This window comes from Bacillus sp. OTU530 (assembly GCF_038440375.1).
Genome location: NZ_JASATP010000017.1, coordinates 1 through 18765 on the forward strand (window position 1 = coordinate 1; position 18765 = coordinate 18765).

Sequence of the window (18765 nt, forward strand, 5' to 3'; positions counted from 1 at the left end):
GGTTAAGCTCTTCAGCGCCGATGGTAGTTGGGGGTTTCCCCCTGTGAGAGTAGGACGTCGCTAGGCATAAAAAACCTTGTTTTGCATCATGCAAAACAAGGTTTTTTATGTATGAATAGGAAGAATATCAAAGGGTAGATTGAAAAGAAAAAAGTCGGACAGGACATCGGTATAGGAAGTTATACTATATGATGTAAAACTAGTTGCCTTGTGACTATTTGTGTTTATATGATATATGATTGCCGGTATAACGCAAATATCGAGGGAATCTGGAAAAAATTATACATTTATTAATTTTGTTTTATAGATTATTATAAGAATGTACCACAGAGGTGATACAAACGAAAGAAAAGGCAATACAGTCGCTTGTTCTCTCACAGTGCTAAGCCTGTAGAGCACTTGCGTGAAAGTTTCTTTTATGGAAATATTATAGATAATCATATCGCACTCGAGAGAATCGCGCAGGCTCTTTAGAGAGCCTGTGAGGAAAGTCCGTGCTCGCACAAGCTGAGATGCTTGTAGTGTTCGCGCCTGGCGAAACCGTAAGCTAGGGCAGTCAAGTATTTGGCTGACGGCAGGGAAAAAACCTAAGTCCAATAGGGATATGGTTCGACTACCTTGAAAGTGCCACAGTGACGAAGCTCTGATGGAAACGTCGGAGGTGGAACGAGGTAAACCCCGCGAGCGAGAAACCCAAACAATGGTAGGGGAAGTGTCTGAAGGGAATTGGAACTGACAGACACCGTAGCAATTATGCTGCGAGATAGATGATTCTCCATCCTATGCGAGGATTTGATCCGTTTGCAGCACAGGATGAACAGAACACGGCTTACGAAGGTCGATATGATTGTATATCCTATAGAAAAGGACAGAAAGAATCCTGCAATTCTTCCTGCCCAATTTCACCTAATTATGGAGCTATAGCCAAGAGGTAAGGCGGACAGATTCTAACTCTGTCGTTCGTTGGTTCAAATCCAGCTAGCTCAGTTTATCGTCCAATTGTAAAACTGTGAACGGGTCAGGGCAGGAATGCAGCAGCCATTAGCAGGAAAGCAATGTGGGCGGTGTTTACATAATAAAGATTATTTATTCTAAGAGCCCTAGTGATTCTAGTCCATTATAAATTCCAGACTCTGTTACGCTTGTTGTTGTATGCTTTGCATATGGAAATAGATTAGGATGTGCATTCCCCATCGCAAATCCTTCACCTACATAACTTAACATTTCTTTATCGTTCATGCCATCACCAAAGGCAATTGCGCTCTCTTTAGGAATACCGAGGCGCTCTAGAATCATCTGAACGGCTAGACCTTTGTTCACCGTGTCTCTGATCACGTCATAGCTATGGCGAAAACCCTCAATATTTACCTGTGATAAATGAATTTCAGCATCCTCTTCATATAGTACATGTTCATTTTCACTTAAGTTGATAAGGGTGATACCTAAAACTTGATTGAGAATGTCATCTGTGATGGTATCATTTTTATACAGATGAAATTTTTTCATAAATTCCTTTGTAATTGGAGCCTCTAAAGAAGTAAATGCATTCTTGTCACTCGTATACAGAACAGCTTCATGACCATGTGATTTGGCAATGTCTAGAAAGTGTTTTACTGTATCCTTGTTCATTGTTTCACGGAAGATTGTTTCACCTTTATAGATTGCGAATGCTCCGTTATAGCCGATAAAGGAGTTGATATTGAGCTCTTCTCCGATGTTTGCGATTTCGTGTAGAGGTCTTCCTGTTGCAAGAAATACTTCCAGACCCTTTTGCTGTAACTGGGCCACAGCCTGCTTCGTAGAATCTTGAATCGTATCATCAGGCGTAAGAATTGTTCCGTCAATGTCTAAAAATAAAATCTTGTAGTTTATCATTGGCTCTCTCCATACTCATTGCATTTTTTACAGCAGTTTGCTAAAGCTGTATAAGGGCATTCTATCATAAAACATGATTTGGCAAAACAAGGATATGAAGGTGGAGGAGCTGTTTGGTACGGATAGATGCAGGAAGAAATTTAAGTAGGAATAGAATGAAACAAAATGATGGGACACCTCTGACTATTGCCATGTAAGCATAGTTAAAGGTGTCCTATTATGCTGGCCAAGTTATGAATTTTCGTTTTGTTGTCCTAACTCCTTTTTAGCTAGAAACATGTTGGCAATCTCTAGGCGTTTATGCTCATTAACGGAATCGCCTGGATATATCTGTTCTGTTTTAGTAGGATGCTTTGTGTCCAAAGCAGATGTAACTCCTACCGTTGCTTCTTTTGGTGCATTCGTTTGTAAAGACTTATCTTTCATCATGTCCATATTCCTGGTTCACAAAACTTACTAAAAGTTACAATTCAACATTGAACTTACAAGCTTTGCATCTCCTTTCGGAAACGTGTGCTTCACAGGATTCGCACACTAGAGGACCGCTCTCGCTCAGTCAATAAGGGATATTCTTGTTCCTTATTATAGGTGTAACCTATCTCTGTAAAGATAACCGCAACCTTCTTCACGATGTTCCAGTTAAACGGTAATCTTATTATACATCCTGTATCCACAAGCTATCAATGGATTTTGTATAATTCTTCCACTTTTAGTGTTGTTTTGCAACCAATCTTCACCTCCTTTTGAAATAATATTTAATCATTTTTGCGAACTTCCAGCAGCTTATTTGCAGCTGTTGTAACCTCCTTATTAAAGTACGCTGCGTTATCGTAAAGAAGAAAGGAGGAGAAGCAGAATAAAGATGAACACAGCTAAGCCTGGGAAGAGGGGGGACAGCTTACTTCCTTCTTCCTTCCGGACATCTTGGCGGCTGCCGGGTGAAATTTCCTGTGCAAACTCCTCGTTGAAATTGTTTTGATCGTCTTTCATCGGTTATACTCCCATGTTGCGGTTTTTTGCACTTTAAAGGATAAAGTTCTAGCAGGAAGACAATTCGGCGTAGTTAGAAGTTTTAAGAATACAGTGTAAATGCAACTACGCCTCTGTCTTCGCCCAAGAGCGGGGCTCGCCAATCGGCGAGTTTTCTTTACACTGCAAGAAAGTATAAATTTCCAGCTAGGTGAGTCAGGCTATTGCAATGCCTAAAATACAATTTTAGATTGAACAAAAGCAGTGTTTCTCATGCATGCGATAGCAGTAAAAATGATTTGTAGTTGTTTTACTTGGTATAGAAAGCAAATCCTGCATAAAAATATGCTGTATAAAAGGGATAAAAATAGCAGAGTATAGAGAGGAAGGGGGACTTTATATGAAGATAAAATCAAAAAATATGCATGGTCAAGCATCCAATCTAGATGGACGTCTTGAAGGGCCCATTAATGATGCGTTTCCGGATTCAGGACGCCAAATGGGAGTTAGGATTGATGCTGATCCAACTTTGCCTAAGCAGTCGATAAATCCGTTTCATGCGACTCCCCAGACTGACCCGGGTATGGAAAAGCTGCACGAGATAATGAATGCTAAAGAAGTATAGAGAAGAGAACGAGAGGCGAGAATAGGCTTCTATACCACTGTAGGAAAGTATAAATTTCCAGCTGGAAGATTATTCGACGTAGTCGGAAATTTTAGGAATACAGTATAAGTAGGGCTACGCCTTTGTCTTCGCCTAAGGACAGGGCTCGCCAATCAGCGGGTTTTCTTTAAATCAAATTTGATGAGATGTGGAAGAATAAATTATAGAAGAAGCTGTTTCTATCAAAAAATAGAAGCATTTTCTTCTATTTTTTATTTAGATGGATAAATATACAATCCAATCTATTACATTTTAATAGAATATAGTACAACTGAATGAGGAGGGAAGATAAAAATGACAGAGAAGAGAGTGTATGTTAATGCTGAGGTGCAGGGAGAGCGAACTGTTACAGAATACGATGTAAACGGAAAATTGAAGCTTACTGTTGTGATTAACAATCAATTTACAAATGCTCCAAATACAACACAACTTGCTAGCGGAGCAGGGCGCAGCAGCACAGCTGGAAATAATGCTGCAATCGATTCATCAAATACGGAGCAGCAGCAAAGCGTGGGCGGACAAGGACAAGCGAAAAACGAAGGTATGAAGGGTGAGCAGTTTCAGCCGCAGGACAAGCATGCGGGTTATCATGATAATGATGAAATTGTGTTTGTTATCAATAATCAGATTCATTGCAGCGGAGAGACTGATGCGGCTGCTACCCAAGTAGCAAGCGGCGGCGGTGTATACAGCGCAGCTGGCACAAATGCTGCGGTTGAAAGCACGAATACGAAGCAGCAGCATGCTGTTGGCGGCGATGAAACAGGTCGGGCAGTGAATACAGGTATGAATAATAAGCAAATCGAAAAGCAGAGCAGCTTTCATGAAAAGCAGCAGCAGTCGATCGATGGACTTAGGCTTTTTTTGAGATAAAATAGGGAGTACACATAAAAAGGAGAGTACGACACTCTTCTTTTTGTACATAAAAGGTAGAAAAAGGATATTGATAAAAATTTATGATCTTCACCATTGTTTGAAATAGGATGGTTTGTTATATAAAATAAACATGACATAGCAAAGCAAAGGAAAGATACGCATCCTAAAGAGTTTTGCTCATCATTTTTTCCTTTTTTATGCTAAAAAATGAAAATTTATCTTTACTATTCCTATTCTTGTTTTCTATGATAGTCGTAAGAGAGACCTGCAGCAAATTGGATGTGGAGGAACGTGAAAATGGAAAGAACAAGGGCTGTGAGCGAATCATTTCAGAAGTTATATAAGCAAATCCCTATCCCCCTTGTTGTACTAGATACAAAAGGAAGGATTGTCTGCCAAAATCCTCTTATGGATGATTGGCTTGATGTAAGAGAAGATAGCACAGGTCCTAGCTCAATTTATGAGTTGATCCATCCAGAGGAACGGGAGCTGTGTAAGCACATTCTTGATGAAGGGTTAGAATCCATGTTAGAATCCATCTCTTCACCTGTCTCAATCGAAACAAAGTGGATTGGAAAAGGAAGGGTAAGGTTTGTGCGGCTTTATGCTTCTTTCATAGAAGAACAGGGTGAAGCATTTATGGTAATGCAGCTTCAGGATATGACAGAGCAAAAACAAGTACAATCTCTGTTATATATGAAAAAGATGATATTAGAATCGATTGTCAAACGGGAATCTTTATGTCATATTTTGCGAATACTTTCGACAGAGATAGAACAACAGCTTAGCAGGGTTACGTATTGTTCCATTTTGTTATTAGATGAGAGCGGAACAAAGATCAAGACTTCTATGGCTCCAAATTTGCCAAGCTCCTTTAGCGAGTCCTTGCTGAATATTGAAATAGGGCCTAATGTAGGCTCCTGTGGTACAGCGATGTATCGAAAGGAGAATGTGATTGTTTCTGATATTGCTGCTAGTCCGCTCTGGAATGATTATGGATCTAGGGCATTAGAGTTAGGGCTTCATGCTTGCTGGTCCGTTCCTATCCTTATAGATGAGGAGGTTGTCGGCTCTTTTGCGTTATATCATAGAGAACCCTCTTGTCCTACCGAGTTGGAGCTAGAAACGGTAGAAATGTGTGCGGATTTGGTTGGACTTGCTGTGGAGCGGAGCCGCATTGAGGAGCAGATTGTAGCGGAGCAAGAAAGGCGATTTCAAGCACTAATTGATGCGCTTCCAGATCTTGTTGTTTTTAAAGATCAGGACGGGAGATGGTTGAATCTTAATCAGGCTACCATACAACAATTTCCTGTGTTGGGTAATATTCCATACAAAGGAAAATCAAATGAAGAGCTGACGCAAATCTTTCCAACACAAAAGGAGCTCTTAGAATATTGTCAAATGAACGATTATCGGGCATGGACAACAGGAGAAGCTGCCCGGATTGAATGGAGCTTGACAAATCAAGCTGAGGAAGAGCGTACATTTGATTTTATGCAGGTGCCTCTTTATGGATGCAGTGGAATAAAAGACGGAATTCTTGTAATAGGGCGAGATATTACAGAGAAGAAAAAGGAAGCGCTTCACCTTGAGGAGAGCGAACAAAAATATAAATCGTTGTTTGAGCATAATCCGAATGGAATTTATTCTATGGATGCAAGCGGGCGGATTACGAGTTTAAATGCTTCTATGCAAGAAATGCTTGGTCTGAAGCAGGAGGATGGATTGCAATCTCTTGTGCCCTTTATAGCTCCAGATTATGTAGAACAGATGCAGGAGCACGTTCTGAAGGCATTAAAGGGAAAAGCACAAACCTATGAAACGGTAGCAATCGATAAGGAGGGGCATCCTGTATTTTTTAAGGTTACGAACATTCCTATTATTGTACAAGATGAGATTGTCGGGGTATACGGAATTGCTAAGGATATTACAGGGCAGAAAGGAAAAGAAGAGGAACTGCGACAAACAAAGGAGCTGCTGGAGTCGCTCTTCCATCATAGTGCAGATCCGATTTTGCTTCTCTCGCTTGATAGCGTTGTACAGGACATTAATGAAGCGGCAAAAAATGTATTTGGTTGGGAGGTTCATGAAGCAAGGGGGCTGTTTTGTCCTATGGTGCCGGAGGATCGGAAAGAAGAGCTTCAGAGAGTTAGAGAAAGCATTCAATCTGGCAAGGAGGTAGTAGGGCTAGAGACCATTCGAAGGAAAAAGGATGGTTCGCTTATCGATGTTAGCATTACCTTTTCACCGTTAAAGGATGGAAAGGGGAATATTATCGGGATGGCGGCTATCGCAAGAGATATTAGTGAGCGAAAAAAGACAGAGGAACTATTAAGCAGATCTGAAAAGCTGTCAGCCATTGGCCAGCTTGCGGCATCTATTGCGCACGAAATTCGGAATCCGCTTACATCGATTAAGGGATTCATTCAATTTTTCCGCGGAAACATTCAGGAGCAATTCGTAGATCTTATGTTATCGGAGCTAGAAAGAATTGAGTTGATTGTGACTGAATTTTTACTGTTGGCAAAGCCGCATGCCACGCATTTCATTGAAAAAAATATCAACTCTATTATTCGCCATACCTTACCAATCATTGAAGCGCAGGCAATTATGAATAAGGTTAATATTGTAGCATCACTAATGAATCCAATTCCGTTAATCCATTGTGATGAGAATAAAATTAAACAGGTATTAATTAATGTGTTTCAAAATGCAATTGAAGCAATGCCAAATGGTGGAACAATTCATGTCAGCACGGAGCTTCAAGAAAATGAAGTTTTAATTCAGGTTACAGACGATGGGTATGGAATACCAAATGAACGAATCAAAAAACTAGGTGAACCGTTCTACTCCAATAAAGAGAAGGGAACAGGCTTAGGGCTCATGGTATGCTTTAAAATTATGGAGGAACACGGGGGCAGGATGGAATTTGAAAGTAAGGAGGGTCATGGAACAACGGTACGTATATTTTTACCCGTTGGCGCTTAGAAACGGTGTTGTCTAAAGCAGTTTGAGAATTTCGAGCTGCTGTTTTTTTGATATTATGTAGATTCCGTGGTTTGCTTCTGGCTTCTACAAAAGCTTCCTGGAATAGGCTTTTCATGAATCTCGAGAACTGTATTTACAGGGGCTATACCCTTACTATGCAAAAAAGTCTGCCATAGCAGCCTAGATAAATTTGTTGTAGCTGGAAGCAACCCTTATAATGGATGAGAGAATGAAATCAGCGGAGGTGCAAGAAATGGCCGAGATTAAGTTTGAAATTCAAGAAAAGTTTGGTATGTTGTCAGAAGGATCAAAGGGATGGCAAAAGGAACTTACGTTAATCAGCTGGAATGGGAGAGAACCGAAATATGATATCCGTGATTGGTCGGAGGATCATGGGAAAATGGGGAAAGGCGTTACACTTTCAAAGTCTGAGCTTATTCAATTGAAGAAGTTATTGAATGAAATGGATTTGTAATATGTTGAACAAGGGGGATCGTAAGCGAGAAGGACAATATTCATGTTAGAGCGATGTGAGAACCTTTACAATCCTTGCGCTTTTCGTTTCTAACCTACTGATGCAATACATAATAGTGAATCGTGAGAAGAGGAGCATTGTCCATGAAATGTAAAATTAACCGAAATGCTGCTAAAGTATTGAAAAAAATGCTTGAAAGTGAAGAAGCAGAAGGGAAAATGGTTCGTGTATATGTTACACAGCTGCACGGAGAGCATGCTCATTATGATATAAAATTAGATACACCAACAGAGCATGACGAAATTGTGAAAACCGATAAGGATATTGATGTGTTGCTTGATACACGGGATGAATTTTTAGATGGCGTGTGGATTCAATATTTTTACGTTCCGAGGGAAGAGATGGTAATTACGAATTCATCCAAAGGAAGTCATCGTCACTAAAGTCAAAAGATTAGAAATAAAAAGCGAGGTTTGACTATAGAGCCAAACCTCGCTTTTATAGTTGGATTTCTTTACTTACTGCTTTTTGAAACAGGCCACCAAGAGAAACCCTCCTTTTCCAGCAGTTCATCAGCAGCTTTCGGCCCCATTGAGCCGGATTCATAGTTAGGAAAGCTGACTGAAGACGTTTCCCATGTTTTAGAAATGATATCAACAAACTTCCAGGATAGAGCGACTTCATCCCAGTGTGTAAAGTTTGTCGCATCCCCTTGGATTGCATCATATAGAAGCTTTTCATATGCTTCTGGTGTATTGATTCCATCCTCGCAGTTATTACAGTAATCTAGCTTTACTGGTATTGTTTCTTCAGAGGCACCAATTCGTTTTCCGTTTAAAACAATTGAGATGCCCTCGTCCGGTTGAATGTGAATAATAAGGAGGTTTGGACGGAGCTGCTCCTCGAATTTATTGTATAAGTTCATCGGCAGATCCTTAAACTGAACAACAATTTCAGTTGATTTCTCCTTCATTCGTTTTCCTGTTCGAATATAAATAGGAACTCCAGCCCAACGATGATTATCAATCAACAGCTTTCCGGCAACGAATGTTTCTGTTTTCGAATTTGGGTTGACTTTCTCCTCGCTGCGATAACCCGGAACCTCTTTCCCACTGACTATTCCCGGGCCGTATTGTCCGCGTACAAAATATTGGTCAACTTCTTCGGCTGTCATGGAGCGAAGGGAACGCAATGCTTTAATTTTTTCGCTTCGTACCTCTTCTGTAGCTAAACGAATCGGAGGTTCCATCGCAAGCAATGCAACCATTTGCAGCATATGATTTTGTACCATATCCCGCAGTGCCCCCGAGGTATCATAATAGCCGCCGCGGTCTTCCACGCCTAGAGATTCGCTAGAGGTAATCTGAACATTAGCAATGTGCCGGTTATTCCACAGTGATTCAAAGAGAGCATTGGCAAAACGAATAACGCCGATATTTTGCACCATTTCTTTTCCTAGATAATGATCAATGCGATAAATTTCATCTTCTTCAAATGCGTGACGAATTTCATCATTTAATTTTTGGGCGGATTCTAGATCCCGGCCAAATGGTTTTTCAATAATTAACCTCGTCCATCCTTTTGTATTTGTAATTCCTTCTGATTTCAGGTATGAACCAATTGTTCCGAAAAACTCAGGAGCCATAGCCATATAAAAAATTCGATTTCCCGGAATTGTGAATTCTTCCTCTACATTACAAAGCAGCGCATTTAAATCCTGATAAGACGCAGCATTTGTAACATTCAACGACAAGTATCGGAAATGAGTTAAAAATCTCTCTAGATCCTGCTCTTCTGCGGTTATGTTTGCTTCTTTGATGGAGGCAGACACGTTCTGACGAAATACTTCGTTGCTCCATTCACGTCTTGCTACACCGACTACAGCGAAGTGCTCAGAGAGCAGCCCTTTTCTATACAAATTATAAATGGAGGGAAATAATTTTCGTTTTGCTAAATCGCCTGTTGCTCCAAAGAGAACTATTGTGCAATATGTATGATTATTGTTCGTCATTCTGCATCCTCACCTTTGTTAATTTACACTATTATAGTATCCCGTAAATTTAAGATGTAACACGCATTTCCATTAAATGTTATTTTTTTCGTATATTGCAAGCGATTGGATCAATTTTATTTTGTGAATTTGTTAAGAATTTGGGGTGAGAGCAGTCTGTAGAATGATGCCGAAGAGGAATGTTTCCTCCTTTTTATATGTAATTATTTCCATAAATATTATTATTTGGAGGTTGAAATGTTTTTTGACAAAAATGTATACCCTTACATTTCATTTTCTGCTGTATAAAAAAAACTGTATACTTTAAAAATTCAGTCACACAAATTATACTAACATTTATGGGATTGTTTTTTCATAAGGGGAGGGATGAACTGCATCGTATGATTAGATTTGTATCAGAGGGAGGGTATAAGCAACAACTACTTTGTCTAGCTAGTCTTCTAGCTTGCATGTTCATTTCCTGACGGTTCTATAGTTTGACTGGATAAAACACAGAGGAAGGACGGGTATTGATGGTACATGTGAAAAAGGGTCATCGGAAAATTTGCGAAAGATGCTTAGCTATTGCTAGTGATACTATCTGTCCCCGCTGTGGTTATACGCGGTTAAGTGAAGTGAGTATCGCTCTACATGATGGCAACAATAACGATGCATCAAAATTGACTAAGTCTCAGAATAAGATTTTTCGATTAGAGCAAAGCGGGTAGTAATCATTGAAACAGTTGAAGCAAGGTACAAGGTAAGAAAAAACGGCATTTTTATTGAGGGGAATCTTGTCAGAAACAAGAAAAACCAGCCATAATGTGGTATTATGTTTTAAAATGATTTTATCATCATAATGAAGAAGTTTGTCGCGTATCATGCGGACGAACGATCGATGCAAACAGTGGAGGAATGAAGCGTGAATTCTATGACTTTTGTTTTATTTGGGGCAACGGGGGATCTGGCGAAACGAAAAATTTATCCAGCCCTGTACAATTTATATTTAGACGACAAGTTACCGGACTCGTTTTCCGTGATTGGTCTAGGAAGAAGAGAATGGACTAATGATATATTTCAATCATCTGTAGAACAATCATTAGAGAGCTTTTCTAGACGTCCATTAGCTGATTCAGCTAAGATGGAGAAGTTTCTTCGTGCGTTTCACTACCACGCTCTAGATGTAGGGGATACAGAAGGATATAAACAACTTCTTGAAGTTATCCAGCAGCGTGAAGCGGAGTTAAACATTCCAGAGAATCGTCTATTCTATTTATCCGTTGCTCCAGAGTTCTTTGATATCATTTCATCGAATATTTATGCAAGCGGTTTGGGCTCTACAAAAGGCTGGAAGCGCCTCATTATCGAAAAGCCATTTGGGCATGACTTGCAAACAGCACGGGAGCTAAATGCAAATCTAAGCCGCGCGTTTGAAGAAGATGAAATTTATCGCATTGACCATTATCTTGGAAAGCCAATGGTTCAAAACTTGGAAGCTTTAGGCTTTGCTAACCCTATACTTCAAGCGCTGTGGAATAATGAGTACATTGCTAATGTTCAAATCACAGCTAGTGAAACAGTTGGTGTAGAAACGAGAGCCGGTTACTACGATCAAGCCGGAGCGATTCGTGATATGTTCCAAAACCATATGATGCAAATGCTGATGATGACAGCGATGCAGCTGCCAAAGAGGATTAGTGCAACAGATATTCGCAATGAAAAGAGAAAAGTAATGGATGCTCTTCGTCTGTTGACAAAGGAAGATGTTATTACAGAGGTTGTACGTGGTCAATATACATTTGGCGAAATGGGAGCAAAGCCGGTTGTTGGCTATAAGGACGAGCCGGGTATCGAAGCTTCTTCTACAAATGATACATTTATTGCTGCACGTTTATGGATTGATGATGAGTTCTGGAAAGATGTTCCATTCTATATCCGTACAGGAAAAAGAATGCATGAGAAATCTACAAAGATTGTCATTGAATTCAAAAATCCGCTAAAAGATTTGTACGCACACGAAGACAAGGAAACTGCTCCGAATCTTTTGGTGATTGAAGTAAATCCTGATTCACGTGTTTCTTTGCAATTAAACAGTAAAAATCCATTGAACGACGGAAAGCTTGAGACGATAACAATTGATTTCTCTGCTAACTTAGATGAGGTTCCTGAAGCGTATGAATTATTAATTTTTGATGCTCTTCGCGGCGATGCAACCTTCTTTGCGCACTGGCATGAAGTTGAATTATCCTGGAAATGGGTACAGCCTGTTCTAGAGGCATTTGCTGAAAATATTGTTCCGCTTCATCCATATAATGCAGGTTCTATGGGACCAGAAGCTTCTCGTGAGCTATTGGAGCAAGACGGCTTTAAATGGTGGTAAAATTTTTTAAATATTAAAATTTCTCTGCTATTTAGTAGATAAAGAGACTGATATGCTTATTGTGTCAGTCTCACAATCTTTTTATAGTAATGCATTTGATTTCTATCATGCAGAAACTAGTTTTAAAATTGCTATAGAATTAAGAGGCTATTACATATAATAATTTATCAAAACGTCTTTGCAGTTCTAGAATAATTATGAGCAAGTGAGTATAGCTGCAGAAGCGAAATGACAAAAGAGGAGAAGGACAGATCTTGTATAGATTTGTTCTTCTCCTCTTTATTGTAAAAGGTATATGAAATATCTCGTTCCACTGTAGGAAAGGATAAAATTCCAGCTGGAAGGTGAATTCGACGTAGTCAGAAATTTTAGGAATACAGTATAAGTAGGGATACGCCTCTGTCTTCGCCAATCGGCGAAGATAAGAAAGAATAACTTTTTGGGATGATGTCTAGCTCCCAAGTCCCAAAATGGCAGACTCCAGGCTGAACCTCCGCAAAAGGAAAAAAGCGCCTTTTACTCCGGCCCATCCCTACGCTGCCATAAAAGACGGGACTTGTCCGCTTTTCTTACGTGACAGTTAGCTTTTGTACACTTAATGGAGACAAAGCATTTGTTTCCTCTATGTGAATAAAGGCATCGTATCTGTCTGATAGACGAGAAGGAACGTAATTTCCAAGATGCTCCATTTCAGGGTGATACACGACCCCGATAGCGCGGTGCCCGATTGTACGCTGGAATACCTTGCGATTTTCCTCTGTAAACATAATATATTTATTAAAAGCACCAGCTTGATGGAGGGTATCTTCCCAGCTGCCTCGTTTCGCTTTTGGCACAATCATTTTCTCGAGCGGATCACCCCAGCTACTTGCAGCAATTACAGTGCCGTGATGCGTGCCGAAACCAATAGAGTAAATATGTTCTTGTCCATATTTTTCACGAGTGAGCTGCCCGACATTCTCCAGACCTTGTCTTGCCATATCAGTAGCCCGAGCATCTCCGATATGGGTGTTATGCTCCCAAACGATTCCATTTGCCTCTGCACCATAATAATGTCCGATAAAGTCAAGAGCCTCAACCATATGTCGGTCCCGAATATTCCATGATTTATCATCATGAGTGACCATTGCATGATAATAGGCTTCTGCATTGGCTGTTACGAGCGCATTGATTTGCATATTTAATGAAGCTTCAGAGTCGCTGTTATAGGTATGCTTGTTTTGTTGAATTGTCTGCAGAAGCGCTACGACTTCTTCCATGCAATTCTCTCCATATAAAGCGGCAGACACCCCATACATTTCTGCCTTTCGATGAAACGGCTCAAAACATGCAAATGCTTGTTTGGCTTTTTCAACATCAGGAGATTGAATTTTTTCTAAGTATTGAATTATAGCTTCCATCGACTCCCATAGACTGTACACATCCATACCGTAGAATCCGACTTTTTTATGCTCTGTCGTTAGCTTTTGATTATAGGTGTAAAGCCAGTCTATAAGCTCTACAATTTCCTCATTTGCCCACATCCAGCTTGGCCAACGGTTAAAGGCCTGTAATGCTTCCGTTGCATTTTTATACTCTGGTGCATTTCCTTTTACATAGCGGTTCACTTCATAGCAAGAAGGCCAATCTCCTTCTACAGCGATAAAGGAAAAACCGTGCTTTTCAATAAGCTGCTTTGTAATAGCGGATCGAACCGTATAAAATTCCGATGTTCCATGAGAAGCCTCTCCAAGCAATACGTATTTGGCGCTACTCGCGGTCTGAATCAAGGGCTTTAGATGAGATTCGTCAGTAAAACGAATAGCATCTTTCTCAATTTGCTCTACATATAAATCTGTTCCAATCATTTGTATCCTCCTTTTTGTTAGAGAATAGGAAAGTGCAATTCTGGGCAGTGCTAGCCGTATCGGTTAGCTCGCTGTGGAAGAAAGCCTTTTACTCCGGTCCGCCCCTACGCTGCCATAAAAGGCGGGCCTTGTCCGCTTTTTTTAGTATGACCTTTGTGTTTGGCTTTTGGATGCGGTGAATTATGGTATCTCTCTTTATCATCAGGGTAACGATTCTAATTGTTATAAGATTTGTATTTCTCATGAGTGGGAGTGAGAAGAGGGAATCGAGCATGGAGGAAAAGGGAAGGCTTTGTTATAAGTCATGTGTCTCACATGATAATGATTATATTATTTAGGAAAGGAGGTCGCGCAGGATTGATTCTGCTCCGAAAAACATGGCAGTTCAAGCTTTCTTGTGCGGTTGAATATGAAGACCTTCCTGCTAGCCACAATCCTGTTAGTTAGCCTTTTTTTAGTTAGCCCCATGAAAGGTGAGAAGGCAAACGCCGCACACAATCATAAAGTGTCATCAACTGGGCTCGTCACTTCTTTAGTGCCGCAAGAGGCGGCGTGGAGAGAGGCAAGCAATGTGAGTAAAAAGCCTGCGCAGTCTATTCTACATGATTTGCCAGTCGTTGTTCATGGTCTTGGCTTTATCGAGGGGCACTATGTGACAAACTCTCTGGATGCGCTTCTCGTCAATTATAAACGAGGATTTCGTGTGTTTGAAATCGATTTAAATATGACGTCAGACGGCCATTTAGTAGCCCGCCATGATTGGACACCAGGACATTATCAATATTTAGGGCAAGCATATCAGCCTGTTGCAGGACCCATTCCGTTTGAAACCTTTATGTCGCTAAAAATTCATGGCAAATATCAGCCTGCATCTTGGGAAGACATTTTACAGGTAATGCAGGAGCATCGGGATTTATATGTTATTACCGATACAAAGGAAAGAGATAAAAATCAAGTTCACCAGACATTTTCTTATTTAGTGAAAGCAGCAAAAAAGGTAGATCCGAAAATATTGGATCGTGTTATTCCGCAAATTTATGATCCGGCTATGCTTAGCTATATTCAATCGCACTATGATTTCAAACATATCATTTACACCTTGTATCATCATATCAATATCCAATCTCCAGAACAGTTGGCGGATTGGAGTGCACGTAACCATATTACGGCTGTTGCTGCGTTTCCTTTTCGTCTCAAGGATGATATGCGCACAGCTTTACAAAAAAGAGGGATTCTCGTCTATGCCCACACGATTAATGATCCAGCGGAGGCTGCTGCGTATAGGGCGCAGGGGATTGGGATTTATACAGATTATTTGTTTTATGACGGGATAAGCTTTGTTGGACCATAGGAGTAATTCGCGATAGGTTTAGTAGTTAAAGAAGCGGATCGCCACGCAATCAGTGCAATGGGTTATGATCGGGAGCTGGGTAAGCCTTTAAGAACTTCTCAATGGAATTGGCTAAGATTATTCAGTTAGGAGCATACCCCTTTTATTATGCTGCGTGACAGGTATGCTCCTTCTTCTGAGTTGTACCTATTTCTAGTATTTATCCAATTTATCTGTAAAGCAGATATAATTGTTGATGTTTGCTTATGAGGAATTTTGAGCTCTTTAAGATCTTTATCTCCACTCATCCCAATAAATATTGACATACTCTGGCTTATGTTCTTTCTTCATCTCGTCAATACTTGCGATTATATCTGATGCTTTCTGTTGACTTGCAGGTGCATTATAGTTTCCTTTTTGTTTTACTCCCTTTTTATTCAACATATAAACTCTCCTTTTTATCATTTTTTTATAGTTTGTATCCAAGTTCTTCTTTTCATTCTTTAGGACATACATCTTGCCCTCACTAAAAAGAATAAAACCAGATAAAACATCCAAAATACAAATAAAAAAGGAAAAGACATTTGAAATTAGTTACGGATGGTGTGATAGCCAGAATTGGGATGTATCTATTCTGGCTTTTGCTGAAGGGGAAGAGCATATTGGCTGCTGCTTTGATGGCAGGTACTACAACGCAATTTCCAAACCAATTTTAAAAAAGGAAAAACCTAGAAAGCACATCATATGCTTTGTAGGTTCTTCCTTTTAACTCTTGGGAATCTATTTTACCTTTGCTTCGGTTTATAACGTAATTCCTTAAACAACTGATCCAATTCATTTTTGGTTAAATCTCTCCATTGTCCGATAGGAAGACTGCCTAAGTGAATGTTCATGATGCGAACACGCTGTAGCTTGCGAACCTTGTAGTCGAGCGCTGCACACATACGGCGAATTTGACGGTTTAAGCCTTGGGTTAAAATGATTTTAAACACATATTTGGACATTTTTGTTACCTTACAAGGCAGTGTTACCGTATCTAAAATCTCGACACCTTCTTCCATTGCTTTTACGAAGGAAGGAGTGATAGGGCGGTCTACCGTTACGATATACTCCTTTTCATGTTTATTTTCTGCTCGCAGGATTTCATTTACAATGTCACCATCATTGGTGAGGAGAATTAAACCTTCTGATTCCTTATCGAGCCGGCCAATGTGAAAAATGCGCAACGGATGATTGACGAAGTCAACAATATTGCCTTTCACATGTCGTTCGGTTGTACTTGTGATGCCCACGGGTTTGTTTAGCGCGATATAGACATGCTGCTGCTGAGTGACAATCGGTTTATTGTCAACACGCACATCATCGCCAGGCTCAACCTGGCTTCCTAGTTCTGCAACAACTCCATTAATTGTTACTCTTTTACTCGTAATCCACTTGTCGGCCTCCCGCCGAGAAGTAATGCCAGACTCACTAATATACTTATTAATCCGCAAATGAAACACACCTTTAAATAGAATTATGTCTTTAAGATAACGCAAATTCCCTTTTTGTACAAATAGGGAGTGCTAATGAAGCAATAAAGAAAACTCGCCAATCGGCGAGTTTTCTTTAAAAAATCTTGCTCGGTCATTCATGTATGTGATTCTTATACTAGTCTGTAAACTCTAGCTTCATAAGGCTGCAACAATACATTTTGAATATCCGTATTTTCTGTATCATGGTTGCTCATTAATAGCTCGGCTGATGTATATGCTATATTGGCAGGCAAGATAAAGCATGCCTCTTGATCAGAAATATTTGTAAGGATGAGTATCGTTTCATTTTTCCATGTTCTTGTATAGGCATAAATTTGTGTGTCTTCCTCTAGTAGCACATCATAGGCGCCATATATAAGGGCTGGATTGTTTTTGCGCAATTGAATCAGTTTTTTGTAATAATGATAAATGGATGCGGGATTCTCAAGTGCACTTTGTACATTAATTTCCTGATAATTTGGGTTTACCTTGAGCCATGGAGTTCCTGTAGTAAATCCGCCATTTGGCTCAGCGTTCCATTGCATTGGTGTTCTGGAATTATCACGCCCGCGCTTCCAAATAATTTCCATTACTTCATCGTGCGTTTTTCCGTTTTCTAATTCAAATTTATATAAGTTTTTGATTGCAACATCATTATAATCTTCGATTGAATGAAATTGGACATTTGTCATGCCAATTTCCTGTCCCTGATAAATAAAAGGTGTTCCTTGCATCAAGAAATACATCGTTGCAAGAGCTTTGGATGATTGGTCCCAATACGCTGTATCATTTCCCCATGTGGAAACAGAACGAGGCTGGTCGTGATTTTCAAGGAATAACGCGTTCCAGCCGATACCTTCAAGCCCTTTTTGCCATGTGGTAAACGTTTTCTTTAACGCTGGAAGATTGATTGTATTTTCGATACTTCTGCCCCATAGCTCTAAATGCTCAAATTGGAATACCATATTAAATTTTCCATGCTCTTCTCCTACCCATAGGTGGGCATCCGCCGGTGTGACGCCATTGGCTTCACCAACAGTCATAATATCATATTTATCAAATGTTTCTTGCTTTAGCTCTTCTAAAAATACATGAATACCTTCACGATTCATATGACCGTCTAAGGAAGGCACATAGCGCTGCTTCTCTGGATTTGGTAGCTCAGGGAATCCTGGTACCTTTTTAATATGGGAAATGGCATCGATACGGAAGCCGTCAATTCCTTTATCAAGCCACCAATTGACCATTGCATACAAGTCTTGGCGAACTTTAGGGTTTTCCCAGTTTAAATCGGGCTGCCTTGTTGCGAAAATATGCATATAGTACTGCGCTGTTTGTTCATCGTACTCCCAAGCGGAACCGCTGAAAATACTTTCCCAGTTATTGGGCTCCGTGCCATCCTCTTTCGGATCTGCCCAGATGTAATAGTCCCGTTTTGGGTTATCCTTGCTAGAACGAGATTCGACAAACCATGGGTGATCGGCTGAGGTATGATTGATAACAAGATCCATAATAATCTTCATTCCTCGTTGATGAGCTTCTTCCAATAGCTGATCAAAATCCTTCATAGTTCCAAACTCATCCATGATATCTTGATAATCTGAAATATCGTATCCATTATCTTCATTTGGAGATTTATAGATTGGACAAATCCAAATCACATCAATTCCCAAGTCCTGCAGATAATCTAATTTAGAAATGATTCCTTGCAGATCACCAATTCCGTCTCCGTTGCTATCCATAAAGCTGCGCGGGTAAATCTGATAAGCTACTGCTTCTTTCCACCATTTTTTTTGCATAAAAAATGTCCTCCCTCTCTATATACCACACAGATTATCATATTTACGAAATGGATGG

General features: G+C 40.0%; 16 protein-coding genes and 2 other RNA genes. 10 read left to right on the top strand and 8 right to left on the bottom strand.

Annotated elements, in window-relative coordinates:
- Window positions 1–445 precede the first annotated feature (445 nt).
- An RNA gene (gene rnpB / locus AAHB12_RS14030) (RNase P RNA component class B) lies at window positions 446–835 on the top strand.
- A 152-nt stretch (window positions 836–987) separates the two neighbouring features.
- Window positions 988–1072: signal recognition particle sRNA small type (ffs, locus tag AAHB12_RS14035), an RNA gene on the top strand.
- Window positions 1073–1086: 14 nt separating this feature from the next.
- Here the strand turns inward: ffs and AAHB12_RS14040 are convergent.
- The 3 genes from AAHB12_RS14040 to AAHB12_RS14050 all read right to left on the bottom strand — a co-directional run bounded on the left by AAHB12_RS14040 (window position 1087) and on the right by AAHB12_RS14050 (window position 2865).
- Window positions 1087–1875 (bottom strand): HAD family hydrolase, encoded by a 789-nt coding sequence (locus tag AAHB12_RS14040; protein ID WP_129729197.1) that lies wholly within the window; start codon window positions 1873–1875, stop codon window positions 1087–1089.
- A 231-nt stretch (window positions 1876–2106) separates the two neighbouring features.
- Window positions 2107–2304 (bottom strand): hypothetical protein, encoded by a 198-nt coding sequence (locus AAHB12_RS14045; protein WP_342045762.1) that lies wholly within the window; start codon window positions 2302–2304, stop codon window positions 2107–2109.
- Between the two features lie 396 nt (window positions 2305–2700).
- The gene (locus tag AAHB12_RS14050; RefSeq protein ID WP_129729196.1) at window positions 2701–2865 is read right to left on the bottom strand and encodes a 2-isopropylmalate synthase; all 165 of its coding nucleotides are present in this window, start codon (window positions 2863–2865) and stop codon (window positions 2701–2703) included.
- Window positions 2866–3244: 379 nt separating this feature from the next.
- Here AAHB12_RS14050 and AAHB12_RS14055 point away from each other — a divergent pair, with 379 nt between their 5' ends.
- The 5 genes from AAHB12_RS14055 (at window position 3245) to AAHB12_RS14075 (ending at window position 8290) form a co-directional block, all read left to right on the top strand.
- Window positions 3245–3469 (top strand): hypothetical protein, encoded by a 225-nt coding sequence (locus AAHB12_RS14055; protein WP_342045709.1) that lies wholly within the window; start codon window positions 3245–3247, stop codon window positions 3467–3469.
- A gap of 333 nt (window positions 3470–3802) precedes the next feature.
- Window positions 3803–4381: a hypothetical protein gene (locus tag AAHB12_RS14060; RefSeq protein ID WP_342045710.1), complete on the top strand. Its 579-nt coding sequence runs from the start codon at window positions 3803–3805 to the stop codon at window positions 4379–4381.
- Between the two features lie 300 nt (window positions 4382–4681).
- Window positions 4682–7372 (top strand): PAS domain S-box protein, encoded by a 2691-nt coding sequence (locus AAHB12_RS14065; protein ID WP_342045711.1) that lies wholly within the window; start codon window positions 4682–4684, stop codon window positions 7370–7372.
- A gap of 253 nt (window positions 7373–7625) precedes the next feature.
- Complete coding sequence (locus AAHB12_RS14070) at window positions 7626–7847, top strand: YdbC family protein (protein WP_129729192.1); 222 nt, start codon at window positions 7626–7628, stop codon at window positions 7845–7847.
- Between the two features lie 143 nt (window positions 7848–7990).
- Window positions 7991–8290: an iron-sulfur cluster assembly accessory protein gene (locus AAHB12_RS14075; protein ID WP_342045712.1), complete on the top strand. Its 300-nt coding sequence runs from the start codon at window positions 7991–7993 to the stop codon at window positions 8288–8290.
- A 71-nt stretch (window positions 8291–8361) separates the two neighbouring features.
- Here AAHB12_RS14075 and zwf (AAHB12_RS14080) read toward each other — a convergent pair whose 3' ends face one another.
- On the bottom strand, window positions 8362–9858 hold the full coding sequence (zwf, locus tag AAHB12_RS14080; protein WP_342045713.1) for a glucose-6-phosphate dehydrogenase: 1497 nt from the start codon (window positions 9856–9858) through the stop codon (window positions 8362–8364).
- 901 nt (window positions 9859–10759) lie between these two features.
- Between zwf (AAHB12_RS14080) and zwf (AAHB12_RS14085) the strand changes: the two genes are divergently transcribed.
- Window positions 10760–12217 (top strand): glucose-6-phosphate dehydrogenase, encoded by a 1458-nt coding sequence (gene zwf, locus AAHB12_RS14085; RefSeq protein ID WP_342045714.1) that lies wholly within the window; start codon window positions 10760–10762, stop codon window positions 12215–12217.
- Between the two features lie 569 nt (window positions 12218–12786).
- On the opposite strand, the gene AAHB12_RS14090 is transcribed toward zwf (AAHB12_RS14085), so the two are convergent.
- The gene (locus AAHB12_RS14090) at window positions 12787–14064 is read right to left on the bottom strand and encodes an erythromycin esterase family protein (RefSeq protein ID WP_342045715.1); all 1278 of its coding nucleotides are present in this window, start codon (window positions 14062–14064) and stop codon (window positions 12787–12789) included.
- Window positions 14065–14530: 466 nt separating this feature from the next.
- Here AAHB12_RS14090 and AAHB12_RS14095 point away from each other — a divergent pair, with 466 nt between their 5' ends.
- Entirely contained in the window at window positions 14531–15415 is an 885-nt protein-coding gene (locus AAHB12_RS14095) for a phosphatidylinositol-specific phospholipase C/glycerophosphodiester phosphodiesterase family protein (RefSeq protein ID WP_342045716.1), read from the top strand.
- Window positions 15416–15688: 273 nt separating this feature from the next.
- Here AAHB12_RS14095 and AAHB12_RS14100 read toward each other — a convergent pair whose 3' ends face one another.
- Window positions 15689–15838: a hypothetical protein gene (locus tag AAHB12_RS14100; protein ID WP_342045717.1), complete on the bottom strand. Its 150-nt coding sequence runs from the start codon at window positions 15836–15838 to the stop codon at window positions 15689–15691.
- Window positions 15839–15978: 140 nt separating this feature from the next.
- On the opposite strand from AAHB12_RS14100, the gene AAHB12_RS14105 reads away from it, so the two are divergent.
- Entirely contained in the window at window positions 15979–16110 is a 132-nt protein-coding gene (locus AAHB12_RS14105) for a hypothetical protein (RefSeq protein WP_342045718.1), read from the top strand.
- A gap of 69 nt (window positions 16111–16179) precedes the next feature.
- On the opposite strand, the gene rluF is transcribed toward AAHB12_RS14105, so the two are convergent.
- On the bottom strand, window positions 16180–16887 hold the full coding sequence (gene rluF, locus AAHB12_RS14110; RefSeq protein ID WP_342045719.1) for a 23S rRNA pseudouridine(2604) synthase RluF: 708 nt from the start codon (window positions 16885–16887) through the stop codon (window positions 16180–16182).
- Window positions 16888–17039: 152 nt separating this feature from the next.
- Window positions 17040–18707, bottom strand: a complete 1668-nt coding sequence (locus AAHB12_RS14115) for a glycoside hydrolase family 13 protein (protein WP_342045720.1) — start codon at window positions 18705–18707, stop codon at window positions 17040–17042.
- Window positions 18708–18765 lie beyond the last annotated feature (58 nt).